The sequence below is a fragment of the Trichodesmium erythraeum IMS101 genome, assembly GCF_000014265.1.
GTDB lineage: Bacteria > Cyanobacteriota > Cyanobacteriia > Cyanobacteriales > Microcoleaceae > Trichodesmium > Trichodesmium erythraeum.
This window is the reverse complement of record NC_008312.1, coordinates 3,131,740-3,145,387: the sequence shown is the minus strand read 5'-3', so window position 1 is coordinate 3,145,387 and position 13,648 is coordinate 3,131,740. Positions and strand designations below refer to the sequence as shown.

The window sequence follows — 13,648 nt, the reverse complement described above, 5'->3', positions numbered from 1 at the left end:
GTTGGCTCAAAATAGTAATGATAATTCATGTATCTTTTTGTACTACATACCGGAAGTGCGTGTGGGTGGGTTAAATAGCGATTTATTGTATCATAGCTGATATTTTCCAGATGGTTTGCTAAGGAGCGTTATTGTAAAATTTGTGTGAGATTTAAGTAAATATTGACGAGTTACAACAAAATTAAAATTCATATTTTTGAACTAAAATAATCATCTCATTATTATCTAATAATCAAACATTTTTAGCAAATAAATTTAATATTTTGTAACCTTATTTTCATAGATATTAAAAGTAATATCTATCCGAAAAGAACTAATTGAAGTAATTGACAATTCCCGAGTTGACAGTACGCTATATATAGCGTACCTGCGTAAGTCCTGATAGTTTTTAGGACTTACGCAACGGCACTATGTATAGTGGTAATATCTTGAAAATGATAATTTTTGCACCATATATAGCGGTACTTCGTAAGTCCTGAGTTTTATTAAAAAACTCATATGAATTAATTTATTGTTAAGGCTTTGTTGTATAAAGATAGAAAATATGGTAACAATAAGCGTGTGGCACAAGAAACCTATAGTAAGGGTAGAGATGAGTAAGTCCAAGTCCAAGTCTAAGTACCTCTTCAGCAACTGGTCGTAGGTCTGATGCGTCCCTAAGACAGAGAGGGAGCCTCACATTTTGGTTGAATGATGAAGTCATAGAGCAGTGGGTAAATCAACAAAAAACTGGACGTAGGGGGGCATCAAATACCTATAGCAATACGGCCATTGAATTTATGGTCACTATACAATCATTGTTTGGTCTGGCCGGACGACAGACTGAAGGTTTTGTCGAATCTATATTTCAATTGATGGACTTAGATTTACCAGTACCAGACCATAGCACTGTATCCCGTCGCTTGCTCAAACTGAATATCCAACTGCCAGTTATACCAACTAATGAAACTATTCCGTACAGTAGTAGACTCTACAGGGGTGAAAGTTTACGGAGAAGGTGAATGGAAAACAAAAGTTCATGGTGTCAGTAAACGGCGTACATGGGGTAAATTACACCTAGGAGTAAATGAGGCTACAGGAGAGATTGTCAGTGGAGTAGTGACTACCAATGATGTCAGTGATTCACAAGCATTTTCTGAACTTGAGAAATGGAGTAGATGGGGAAATAGCCCAAGTATCAGGAGATGGAGCCTATGACAAGTATAAATGTTACCAGAAAGCTAACCAACTAGGAGCAAAAGTAACAATTCCACCCAGGAAAAATGCAGTAATAGGTCAACACGGCAACTGCAAATGCCCACCTCATCCCAGAGATGAAAACCTCAGAAGAATCAGAAAGGTAGGACGCCAAAAATGGAAGCATGAAAGTGGTTACCATCGGCGTTCTCTATCAGAAACCACAATGTTTAGACTCAAAGTGAGCTTTGGAGGTCAGTTACGACGACGAAAATTCGAAAATCAAGCAGTAGAGTTGTTCATACAATGTGCCATGCTGAACCGTATGATTCAAACAGGTAAACCCAAAAGTCACAAAGTGAAAATCTAGTTAACTTCCTGATGGAAGTTTTTGGCGATCACTACTTTCATGCAACAAAGCCTAATCCTAATATTAGTAGGACTTACGCAGTACAACCTATTTTCGTCATTGCGACCGACAGGGAAGCAATCTCAAATCCTAGTTTTTCGTACCTCATGCGTAAGTCCTGATTACTTTGGTAGAGTTATTGGGAAACAAAAACTGAAAATGATCAAAACCTGACTCTATAAGGTTTTCATAATCTTAGGAGTAAAAACGCTATAAAGCTTGATTAATAAGGGTTTGAGCTATTTTTTTGATCTTAATTCTCAACAACTCTAGTAAAAACAGGCTAAACTGGCTAAAAAGGTGATGGAAATTTGTCTATCTCCCCAGATTAATGAAATATCACCAGCTCAACACAATTAAGCAATCTGTTGACCCCAAGTAGTATCCTGGTTATAGCTAACCAAGGAATGGGTTATAAATTGTTCTGTTGTTCTTCCAATCTCCTGCCACTTCTTAGTTGCATCACCTATTTTCATGGCTTGAGTAATCCAGGGAAGGCTGCTTAACTGGTCTACACCATAGTTAGTTGCAATATATTGCAAATTCCCACTCACTCCTACCCAAACCCCTTGAATTTGTTGAAGCTGATTTTTGAAATCAGCTAATGCTGGAGCAACATTTCCAATCTGAGTATTTAATCCTGTTAGATCGGTAACTAAGCGCGATTTCTTACTTAGTTCCACATTTTGCGTCCCAATTTCACCGATGAGTGCGTTGTATTTCGCCTTTTGAGTATCAGCCTTGATCCCTAGGCCAATGCCTGCTGCCGCGCCAACAAACCACAACAATCCTCCAGATAGAACTGTTATTCCAATTGAAGTTGTTACCGCTGCAATAGTATAGTCTTTCCAAGTTTTCTCCGCTGCATCAGCTTCACGACGTAATTGCTCAATCGTAGTTTTAATCGATCCAACATTCTGGTTAGCAAGTGTCAAAATCTGCGATTGCTGGCCTGTGTATGTTTGCAATTGTTTATTGGCATCCGTAATCTGGCCATCAAAATCTGCAAGTTTCTTAATCAAGGCATCGGTTTCTTCATATCTTCGGCAGTGGATACTAGTCCACCTTGACCAACTAAAATTTCCCTAAGATACTCTGCACGCTCCTCTTTTGTCCCCATTCCAGGATGCAAAATATCCTTGAGAGCCAAAAATGTATAGTTATATGTACTGGTGTACTGGCACCATTTTGTATTTGGCTAGCTAACCAAATAATATGACCATAAATTTCACTAGGAGGTTCTGAAGTTGTAAGATAACCTCCATCCTGAGCAAGCTTGGCTTGAATTGAAGTTGGATTCCCAAACTGAACTGAAAGCCCCTGGACCTTCTTCATTGCTTTAAGGGTATCTTCTACTAGGGATATATCAGAGAACTCGCCATATTTATCATCCCAATTACCCTCATTAATAGGTAACTGCATGGTCTGGGTAATGTAGTTTTGCAATGTAAGCCACTGAGTACCAAACAAAATAAAGCGATTATGGGGAGTCCCATGACCACTTGGAGCAGTATTGGGGAGAACTAAGAGATTAGATGGAGCCGCTATTAACCGTAAAACAAACGCTACTGACTATTTCAATACAAGCTAAACTAGCTAAAAAGGTGATGGAAATCTGTCGATCTTCCCAGAGTTATGAAAGATAAGTTGTATTTCGTCAGGAGGTTCTGAAGTTGTAAGATAACCTCAATCCTGAGCAAGCTTGTTCAGTGTTCGAGATGGAGTCAGAGTGGTTCTATAGCCTCATAGACACCAGGGATAAAAGAAACCATGAAGGCTGCATAGCCAAAAGTCAAGATTAAGATTAGAGGTCAAGCCCTCGGTCTGTTAGTATGTCTAGGCTCCATACATTACTGCACTTCCACCTAACACCTATTAACGGGTCGTCTTCCCGTGACCTTACCTACCTAACGTAGTGAGAGTACTCATCTTGAGGTGGGCTTCCCACTTAGATGCTTTCAGCGGTTATCCACTCCGCACTTGGCTACCCTGCGTTTACCGTTGGCACGATAACAGGTACACTAGCGGTGCGTTCCTCCCGGTCCTCTCGTACTAGGGAGGACTCCTCTCAATACTCTTACGCCTACACCGGATATGGACCGAACTGTCTCACGACGTTCTGAACCCAGCTCACGTACCGCTTTAATGGGCGAACAGCCCAACCCTTGGGACGTACTTCCGCCCCAGGTTGCGATGAGCCGACATCGAGGTGCCAAACCTCCCCGTCGATGTGAACTCTTGGGGGAGATCAGCCTGTTATCCCTAGAGTAACTTTTATCCGTTGAGCGACGGCCTTTCCACTCAGTACCGTCGGATCACTAAGGCCGTGTTTCCACCCTGCTTGAGTTGTCTCTCTTACAGTCAAGCTCCCTTTTGCCTTTACACTCTTCGGCTAATTTCCAACTAGCCTGAGGGAACCTTTGCGCGCCTCCGTTACCTTTTAGGAGGCGACCGCCCCAGTCAAACTGCCCCCCTGAAACTGTCTTTAGGCCGGATACGGCTCTAAGTTAGAATTCTAGCCTCTCTAGAGTGGTATCTCACCGATGGCTCCTAGACCCCCACAAGGGACTATTCATCGCCTCCCACCTATCCTGCGCAAGAGAAGCCCGAACACAATTCCAGGCTACAGTAAAGCTTCATAGGGTCTTTCTGTCCGGGTGCAGGTAGTCCGTATCTTCACAGACATTTCTATTTCGCCGAGTCTCTCTCTGAGACAGCTCCCAGATCGTTACGCCTTTCGTGCGGGTCGGAACTTACCCGACAAGGAATTTCGCTACCTTAGGACCGTTATAGTTACGGCCGCCGTTCACCGGGGCTTCGGTCGCCAGCTTCACTTTCGCTGACCGACTTCCTTAACCTTCCGGCACTGGGCAGGCGTCAGCCCCCATACTTCGTCTTTCGACTTTGCGGAGACCTGTGTTTTTGGTAAACAGTCGCCTGGGACTCTTCACTGCGACCAGCTCTCGCTGGTACCCCTTCTCCCGAAGTTACGGGGCCATTTTGCCGAGTTCCTTAGAGAGAGTTATCTCGCGCCCCTTAGTATTCTCAACTACCCTACCTGTGTCGGTTTCGGGTACAGGCGTTAATAGTTTATGGTGTTTAGAGCTTTTCTAGGAAGCATGACAGATACTACTTCGCACCCTTAGGTGCTCGGACTCACGCCTCAGCTTGGAACGTTTTCTCCATTCCGCAACACCTTGAACGCTTACACCGGTAACCATCTTCCGGCTAGCTCACGCCTTCTCCGTCCCTCTGCACCAACTATTTACGGTACGGGAATTTTTACCCGTTGTCCATCGACTACGCCTTTTGGCCTCGCCTTAGGTCCTGACTCACCCTCCGCGGACGAGCCGTCCGGAGGAACCCTTAGGGTTTCGGGGTATGTGATTCTCACACATATTTTCGCTACTCAAGCCGACATTCTCACTTCCGTTTCGTCCACAACTGCTTTCGCTACTGCTTCGTACTAATACGGAACGCTCCCCTACCAATACTTTTAGTATTCCACAGCTTCGGTATATCACTTAGCCCCGTTCATTTTCGGCGCCAGAGTCCTTGACCAGTGAGCTATTACGCACTCTTTTAAGGGTGGCTGCTTCTAAGCCAACCTCCTGGTTGTCTATGCACTCCAACCTCCTTTCTCACTTAGTGATAATTTGGGGACCTTAGCTGGTGGTCTGGGCTGTTTCCCTTTCGACGATGAAGCTTATCCCCCACCGTCTCACTGGTAAGATTTCCATCTGGTATTCTGAGTTTGTCTCGATTTGGTACCGCTCTCGCAGCCCGCACCGAAACAGTGCTTTACCCCCAGACTTTTTCTCTTACCGCTGCGCCTCAACACATTTCGGGGAGAACCAGCTAGCTCCGGGTTCGATTGGCATTTCACCCCTAACCACACCTCATCCGCCGATTTTTCAACATCGGTCGGTTCGGACCTTCACTTGGTGTTACCCAAGCTTCATCCTGGACATGGTTAGATCACCCGGGTTCGGGTCTATAAACTGTGACTTTACGCCCTCTTCAGACTCGCTTTCTCTTTGGCTTCAACCTTTCTGGTCTTAACCAGCCACAGCCTATAACTCGCCGGCTCATGCTTCAACAGGCACACGGTCACTCGTTAAATCGAGCTCCCATTGCTTGTAAGCTGACGGTTTCATATTCTATTTCACTCCCCTTCCGGGGTTCTTTTCACCTTTCCCTCGCGGTACTGGTTCACTATCGGTCACACAGGAGTATTTAGCCTTACGAGGTGGTCCTCGCTGATTCACACGGGATTTCACGTGCCCCATGCTACTCGGGATACAACCGGAATCAAATTTAGTTTTTGACTACAGGACTTTCACCTTCTCTGGTACAGTATTCCGCTGTTTCATCTAACTTTATTCTATTCCTAATGGTTGTCCCACTACCCCACATGTAATTACACATGGTTTAGGCTGTTTCCATTTCGCTCACCGCTACATTGGAAATCGCTTTTGCTTTCTCTTCCTCCAGCTACTAAGATGTTTCAGTTGGCTGGGTTCGCTCGTGCAGGCCTATATATTCAGCCTGTCGTTTTTGGGTTGCCCCATTCGGATATTTCCGGCTCAATGCTTGCTTCCAACTCCCCGGAACTTTTCGTAGGTAACCACGTCCTTCTTCGCCTCTGTGTACCTAGGTATCCACCGTCAGCCCTTTATAACTTGACCACTTTTTTCTTTCTACACCTGAACTAGGTTTTTTTTAAGGTTTTACTTAACCTCTGGTTCAGTTACTTTGACTTTTTTTGACTATGCAGTTTTCAAGGTTCTTACTGGTATTTAAGAATACCAGCAGCATGACTTGCTTTATTCAGGTCTTGTTGCTGATTTCTACCTTTTTTATTCCTGGAGGTAAGCGGACTCGAACCGCTGACTTCTGCCTTGCAAAGGCAGCGCTCTACCAACTGAGCTATACCCCCTTACCCTTCTTAGGTGGGCTATCCTGGACTTGAACCAGGGACCTCACCCTTATCAGGGGTGCGCTCTAACCACCTGAGCTAATAGCCCATTTATCGAACCTTAACTCTAGTTTGAAAGTTTACTTTACTACTTTTTTTATTTATCCTTGCTCGACCAGGGTTTGACCTTCACAACACTATTTTTAATCTTACTGTATTGATCCGGTTGGTCTCCCTTTAAAGGAGGTGATCCAGCCACACCTTCCGGTACGGCTACCTTGTTACGACTTCACCCCAGTCATCAGCCCTACCTTCGGCATCCCCCTCCCTTTCGGGTTAGAGTAATGACTTCGGGCGTGGCCAACTTCCATGGTGTGACGGGCGGTGTGTACAAGGCCCGGGAACGGATTCACCGCAGTATGCTGACCTGCGATTACTAGCGATTCCTCCTTCATGCAGGCGAGTTGCAGCCTGCAATCTGAACTGAGACTGGGTTTTGGGGATTGGCTTCCCCTCTCGGGTTCGCTACCCTCTGTCCCAACCATTGTAGTACGTGTGTAGCCCAGGACGTAAGGGGCATGCTGACTTGACGTCATCCCCACCTTCCTCCGGTTTGTCACCGGCAGTCTCTTCAGAGTGCCCAACTTAATGATGGCAACTAAAGACGAGGGTTGCGCTCGTTGCGGGACTTAACCCAACATCTCACGACACGAGCTGACGACAGCCATGCACCACCTGTGTTCGCGCTCCCGAAGGCACTCTCATGTTTCCATTAGATTCGCGACATGTCAAGTCCTGGTAAGGTTCTTCGCGTTGCATCGAATTAAACCACATACTCCACCGCTTGTGCGGGCCCCCGTCAATTCCTTTGAGTTTCACACTTGCGTGCGTACTCCCCAGGCGGGATACTTAACGCGTTAGCTACGGCACTGCCTGGGTCGATACAGGCAACACCTAGTATCCATCGTTTACGGCTAGGACTACTGGGGTATCTAATCCCATTCGCTCCCCTAGCTTTCGTCCCTCAATGTCAGTTTTGGTCTAGCAAAGCGCTTTCGCCACCGATGTTCTTCCCGATATCTACGCATTTCACCGCTACACCGGGAATTCCCTTTGCCCCTACCAAACTCTAGCTTTGTAGTTTCCACTGCCTGACCAGAGTTGAGCCCTGGGTTTTGACAGCAGACTTACATGGCCATCTACGGACGCTTTACGCCCAATCATTCCGGATAACGCTTGCCTCCTCCGTATTACCGCGGCTGCTGGCACGGAGTTAGCCGAGGCTGATTCCTTTGGTACCGTCAGATCTTCTTCCCAAAGAAAAGGGGTTTACAACCCTAGAGCCTTCCTCCCCCACGCGGTCTTGCTCCGTCAGGCTTTCGCCCATTGCGGAAAATTCCCCACTGCTGCCTCCCGTAGGAGTCTGGGCCGTGTCTCAGTCCCAGTGTGGCTGCTCATCCTCTCAGACCAGCTACTGATCGTTGCCTTGGTATGCTTTTACCACACCAACTAGCTAATCAGACGCGAGCTCATCTCCAGGCAATTTATCTTTTACCCTAAGGCTCATCCGGGATTAGCAGAAGTTTCCTTCTGTTGTCCCAGACCTGAAGGCAGATTCTCACGCGTTACTCACCCGTCCGCCACTAACTCCGAAGAGTCCGTTCGACTTGCATGTGTTAAGCAGACCGCCAGCGTTCATCCTGAGCCAGGATCAAACTCTCCATGATGTTTGGTTTGATTCTCTGTTTTTTCTCTTTGTCTATTGACTAAGAGGTTTTTTTTGTATCTTTGAATTCAGAATTTTACTTCTAAACTCTGGTTAATTATTTTTATAACAAGGACTATAAATAATAGTGCTTTTCAACTTTCAAACTATGAAGTTTTCTAGGTTCAGGCGTTGGATTGAGGTTTTTGTCTCTCTCACCTGCGCATTTACTAAGGTAGCAACTCTATCAGGAACTGTCAACCCCTTTTCTCATTTTTTTTCGGGAAATAGATATTTTTACTAAAGTAATATAGGCTGTATTGACTATTTGGCAGACTTTTCAGGCCTTTAAGATCTTACAAAAAAAATATATTGACCTATAAATTCAGCCAATAATGCCTATTTTTTTTATCTCAAAATTTATACTAATTTTATGAAAAAAAATTATGAGGAAAATATTGCTGCCTATTAATATTACTGGAATAATGATCAAGGTGATTTAAAAAAAATATTTTCTCAGATGGCATAATCTACTTGGACTAGAAACGCTAAAAAAAAATACAGGACTTACGCTGACGCAACACATATAGTGTATCTTCTTCGTAAATTCAGCTCAATTCTACTTCCTGGTTTTTTTTGAGACAGATACTATCTTTATATAATGTAAAGTTAGATTTTTTTGGGTTTTAGCAATTTTTGGGGCTTAATTCCCAACAACTCTATTGCAGATTTGACAAATAATTCTACTGCTTGAGGATATCTCTTATCCTCGTCGCAACTTCCCTGTAAATATTGCTTTGAGTCTAAACATAAATGTAATTTACGCTATATTTCTATATAGAATAGAAAAGAACTAGATCTTAATGGAAGGCTTTTGTCAAAAATAATTGTCAGTAGAGAGCTTTCTCTGGTATTTTTTTAGTGGTTATGGTCTGAGCTATCAAAATAAAGAGTACCTAATGTCTATGTATGGGAATCCTCAAGAGTATGAAACTATAGGAATATCAATAATAAATCTAACAGAATATTTTATCAAATCCCTTGTAGAGTATATGTTGGTTATGCTAGATATAAAGCATAACTGTTTTATAAGAATTGAAAATTAAATTGGTTGTCAAAAACTTGGGATAGCTAAAAAGTTGAAATACTCTTGTTACTCTCATGTTATCCTAACCATATTTCCCCGGAAACTTCTGCACTGCGTCTAGGGTTTCTTGCAGTAGCTCTTTTAGAATAATTACATTTTTGAAAATGTATAACATTAAAAAAATATTGATGATTTTTTAATTAAAGTAAATAGTTATAAAAATAATGTAATCAACATATACGAATAAAGCAAAATTACTTAATTATCATAAACTATAGGAGAATTTGACAAAAAAAATAATTTAATTTGATTAAAATTTAACTGTATAAAAAGGCAGGTGTAATTTTTAAATCATTGATTAATTCTAAAATAAATAAACAGGTTTTCCAAGTTATAAAAATTCCTATACTCTAAGAGAAAAACTACTAAGACAGACATATTAAATAAGAATATGAATAAAAATATTAATAATACAGTTGCATCTCAAGAAAATAACAAAAACAATATAAAAGAACAAGTAGAAATGTCTAATAATATTGCTCAAGATATACAGCTTGATAAATATTTTTTGCAGAAGTTAATTATAGGAAGTAGTCTCACTTCTTTAGCATTGCTGTTAGGTGTATTCTTAACCAATAAGTCTATATTCGTTAGAAAAAATGTAGTAAATGAAGGTAATTTATCTACTATTAAAACTGAAGAATATACTTCATCGGAATTAACTTTACCAGTATCACCTTTAGTATCTGCGACTGTTGGTCAATCTACGAAAAAGACTTCTATTAACAAAAAGGATATTCTAAATCAATTAATATTATCTGAAGCTTTAACTTTGCTTAATTTAGTTTCAGCCTCTAGTTTTAGCCAAGCAATAATCAAAGCTTCTGAAATTCCTCAAAGCGATCCACTCTACCCTAAGGCAAAAAATCAAATAGAAAACTGGAGTTTGACTATTCTTGATATAGCCAGTGGACGAGCATTAAAAGGAGATTATGATGGTGCAATTGCTGCGGCTAAATTGGTACCTCGAAATGTCAGACCAATTTATCAAGAAGCACAGTTGGCTATCGCAGAATGGCAAACAGAAACAGCTAAACAAAAAAAAGTTAAGGAAGGGTTTAATGAAGCGTTACTCAAATCTGCGAAGGAACAGATTAAGCCTGGACAAGCTTCCTCTTATATAATAGCAATTAACGAAGCTCGTAAAATTCGATCTAGTGAGCCTAAATATGAAAAAGCTCAAAAGTTGATTGCTCAGTGGAGTGATACAATATTTAGTATTGCAAAAGTACGAGCTAAGAATAAAAACTTGAGTGAGGCTATTTTGGCTGGTGAGTTAGTTCCTTATGGAACACCAACTTATGAGTCTGCTCAAAAAGCATTAGCAGATTGGAAAAGCCAAAAACAAACAAAAAAAAGAAATGAGCAAATAAGGTAATACTTTATAATTTAATAATCTATTTTGGTAAAGCATTCAAATTTGAGCTAATTGATTAACTGATAAATTCACTATAATAATTTAATCATTGGTTATGATGATTTTTATACATCATAATTTTTCTCTACTCGTGAGTTACACACTTAGTGGCTGAGATGATTGCCCTACAAGAGTATTAGTCTTTACTACTTGTGCATTATTTGTTGGTAGTCCTGTAGACGTATTGACATTTATAAGTAAATCCCTTTGCTTTTAAGAAGCATAACTGCAGAAATCACTATTCATTTTTCTGAGACTATGCTTTAATGCTAAGGGTGAAAAAAGAATGCTATAAATAGCTAAAGCGATTGTATTAAGTTTTTTGCTCTATGCATGGGACACTAAAAATTAATATTTTTGAGTCAAAAAAGATTCTCAAAAATTTTTTGCTGATAGAGTAAAAACAGATAAAAAAAGAGAAAGGGTGAAAATTTTGGTTTTGGTAGTACATGTAAGAATGTGTGGGAATGATGAGATGAATATAGTCCCTAAGTCGGGGAAATAATTATGGAGTGTCCTTTTTGCCGTACTGATAAACCCCATAAGTATGGAAAAACTAGTATTGGACGTTAACGTTACTATTGTCCCGAATATGGATAATGTTTCACTGAAACTTTTGACACTCTATACTATCGTTGGCAAATTGGGTAATAAAAAATACTCATAGTTCTACAATATCATGTCGAGGGTAGTAGCTTTAAAGGAATTAGTCATACAGCGAAACTGGCCTATAATACAATAGTCAGCTTGGTATCTAGTATCTTCTCAAAAAAAGGCATTGGTGACAATTCTAGTTAAAAGGGCAAAAAGCTATGAAAAAGCTACAAGTAGAAATTAGGGCGTTGGTAAATTTACAGATGAATCTAATCTGGCAGCGAAGGGGTAGATTTCCAAACTTGAGATGATGAATTGAAAGTCTGATGGAATGCTTCAGGATCTCTACCAAGCCAGGAGTGGTATGGCGTTTTTGTAGTGCAGTCGAGCTAAGTAGTGTAGTAAACAATTATTTTCTCTTTCTACTCTGGTAATGTAGGTTTTACTGATAATTTGGTCTGCTCAGGAATAAATAATTTATAAATATGGTTTCCATTACTGTCCCAGAAATAGCATTATCAACAAGCGATCGCCTGTCAGAACAAATAAAATCTTTAGCACTAAGGTTTTCAATTACCCAACCGAGCATACCTGGTCGAAAATAGTCTACCATTATTCAAATCTCAACTTAATTTTTTTTTGAGATCATAGAATCAACTTTATATCAATTATTTATGCTTATTGATAATAACTAGCTCAGCTATTTCTCAAGCCCTCCTCTTTTTGATCTTATGGTTACTTTAGAGTACATCGACAATTCGACCTGTGTTCTAAATACTACAAGCCCAGTATCCCAAAGATTTGAACAAAAAATTTCTTATTGTATGTGTTGAGTTCAAGTATGGAGTGTTTCCAGTGACTAGTCCTCTTCTGTGAGATACCAATCTTTGGTGCAGTGTTCCCAAAATTGGTATTCTTCCTCACTTAACCTGTATTTTTATATATATCCGGACAGGTTAGTAAAAAATTTAATTTCACCACAATATTGATTGTTTTTCATTCCGATGCTCTCTTGGCTGAGAGGGTGGGTCTTTAACTAAAGTTGAAATAAAAGCATCCAATGTTCGCTGGAAATCTTCTCGTGCCTGAAAATAACCTAATCGATTAACTATTTGCCCATTAACAAAGAGAATCAAAGTAGGCAAAGTTTGGAGTTGATAGGTGCTAGCAAGTTTTAAACTTTTGTCAGCATTCACCCCTACCAGCTTTAAATGGCAATTCCACTCAGATTGAAATTTAACTAATTGGGGGACAATCATTTTACACAAGCCACACCAAGGGGCCCAAAAATAAACTAAAACAGGTTGAGAAGATTCCAAAACCTCTTTTTTAAAAGTCTTTTCGTTAACTGACAAAATCATCATGTTTAAATCTATTTAAATTAAATTTTTTATATCCTGGGATTATGCTACCAGTCTATGTTCCCAGTTGCACGGATTAGTAAAGGATGAGCTTGCCAGAATAAAAGGACAAAAAGTCCTATTCCAAGGTAAGCCCATCTGATAAACTCCTGTAAATGTAAAGTTTGACGTCCTTGGATAATGGCAAGAAAAGGAATAACTGATGTTCGGGACTTTAATTGGTCATAAGATTCACCAAAACGCTTTTGAAGTCGGCGATCGCCATGCCAAACACCAAACAAATGATGGAGTATTAGGCCAACTGATGTCACAAAAGTAAAGCTTGTTCCTAGCCAAAGGGTGTGGGCAATACACCAGATTACTTGGCCTACCATTTGAGGATGGCGCGTAATGCGAATAATCCCTGTTTCATGAAGATGTACTTGTGGTTTTTGAATTGCTGCAATTTCTAGTAGATTAAATGTAGAGGGATAGAGGAAAAGGAATGAAATTGCTGAGAATGTCCAAACTATAGGTTTAACAATTGGGACGCCTTGCAGTTGCCATAACTGTAAGCCATCGTAACGGTGATTGAAAAAATAAATAATCAGAATTACTGCTAATGGTAGACTCACTAGGGCAAATAAAATGCGGTAGAGTCTAGGACCAATTTTGTTTTCTGCCCAGGAACGGAGGGCTGCTAAACCACTATGAGCGATCGCGAAACTTAGCAGTAAACCTAAGATAATCAAATGGCTAGGGGTGAAGGAATCATTAAACATGGCTACTAGAGGAAATTGATAATAAAAGTTAACTTTTGGATGAATCTTCGAGCAGTATGCTAGAGGGACATAAACTCTTTATCCCTTGAATGCCCAAGTCAAAAGTAATCTCTGACTTAGTTTTTGATGCGGAAATACTTTTTTACATTATGCATTTGTA

General features: G+C 40.8%; 6 protein-coding genes, 2 tRNA genes, 2 rRNA genes and 1 pseudogene. 2 read left to right on the top strand and 9 right to left on the bottom strand.

What is annotated here, in order from left to right; all coding sequences use genetic code 11:
- Window positions 1-592: 592 nt before the first annotated feature.
- Window positions 593-1,546 (top strand): annotated as a pseudogene (locus TERY_RS26265) (IS5 family transposase).
- A 395-nt stretch (window positions 1,547-1,941) separates the two neighbouring features.
- On the opposite strand, the gene TERY_RS09550 reads toward TERY_RS26265, so the two are convergent.
- The 6 genes from TERY_RS09550 to TERY_RS09525 all read right to left on the bottom strand — a co-directional run bounded on the left by TERY_RS09550 (window position 1,942) and on the right by TERY_RS09525 (window position 8,230).
- On the bottom strand, window positions 1,942-2,607 hold the full coding sequence (locus tag TERY_RS09550; protein ID WP_011611635.1) for a hypothetical protein: 666 nt from the start codon (window positions 2,605-2,607) through the stop codon (window positions 1,942-1,944).
- 52 nt (window positions 2,608-2,659) lie between these two features.
- Window positions 2,660-3,007: a hypothetical protein gene (locus TERY_RS09545; RefSeq protein ID WP_011611634.1), complete on the bottom strand. Its 348-nt coding sequence runs from the start codon at window positions 3,005-3,007 to the stop codon at window positions 2,660-2,662.
- A 385-nt stretch (window positions 3,008-3,392) separates the two neighbouring features.
- Window positions 3,393-6,273: ribosomal RNA gene (locus TERY_RS09540) — 23S ribosomal RNA — on the bottom strand.
- Window positions 6,274-6,451: 178 nt separating this feature from the next.
- Window positions 6,452-6,524, bottom strand: a tRNA-Ala gene (locus tag TERY_RS09535).
- Window positions 6,525-6,538: 14 nt separating this feature from the next.
- A tRNA-Ile gene (locus tag TERY_RS09530) sits at window positions 6,539-6,612 on the bottom strand.
- Window positions 6,613-6,742: 130 nt separating this feature from the next.
- Window positions 6,743-8,230 (bottom strand): 16S ribosomal RNA (locus tag TERY_RS09525).
- Together the 16S and 23S rRNA genes with 2 tRNA genes alongside form the textbook arrangement of a ribosomal RNA operon.
- Window positions 8,231-9,746: 1,516 nt before the next feature.
- Here TERY_RS09525 and TERY_RS09520 point away from each other — a divergent pair.
- On the top strand, window positions 9,747-10,733 hold the full coding sequence (locus TERY_RS09520; RefSeq protein ID WP_011611633.1) for a hypothetical protein: 987 nt from the start codon (window positions 9,747-9,749) through the stop codon (window positions 10,731-10,733).
- Between the two features lie 1,075 nt (window positions 10,734-11,808).
- Here TERY_RS09520 and TERY_RS32815 read toward each other — a convergent pair.
- From TERY_RS32815 to TERY_RS09510, 3 genes are all read right to left on the bottom strand, one after another.
- Entirely contained in the window at window positions 11,809-11,979 is a 171-nt protein-coding gene (locus tag TERY_RS32815) for a hypothetical protein (protein WP_155994382.1), read from the bottom strand.
- A 361-nt stretch (window positions 11,980-12,340) separates the two neighbouring features.
- The gene (locus TERY_RS09515) at window positions 12,341-12,727 is read right to left on the bottom strand and encodes a thioredoxin family protein (RefSeq protein ID WP_044136658.1); all 387 of its coding nucleotides are present in this window, start codon (window positions 12,725-12,727) and stop codon (window positions 12,341-12,343) included.
- Between the two features lie 47 nt (window positions 12,728-12,774).
- The gene (locus tag TERY_RS09510) at window positions 12,775-13,488 is read right to left on the bottom strand and encodes an NnrU family protein (protein WP_011611631.1); all 714 of its coding nucleotides are present in this window, start codon (window positions 13,486-13,488) and stop codon (window positions 12,775-12,777) included.
- Window positions 13,489-13,648 lie beyond the last annotated feature (160 nt).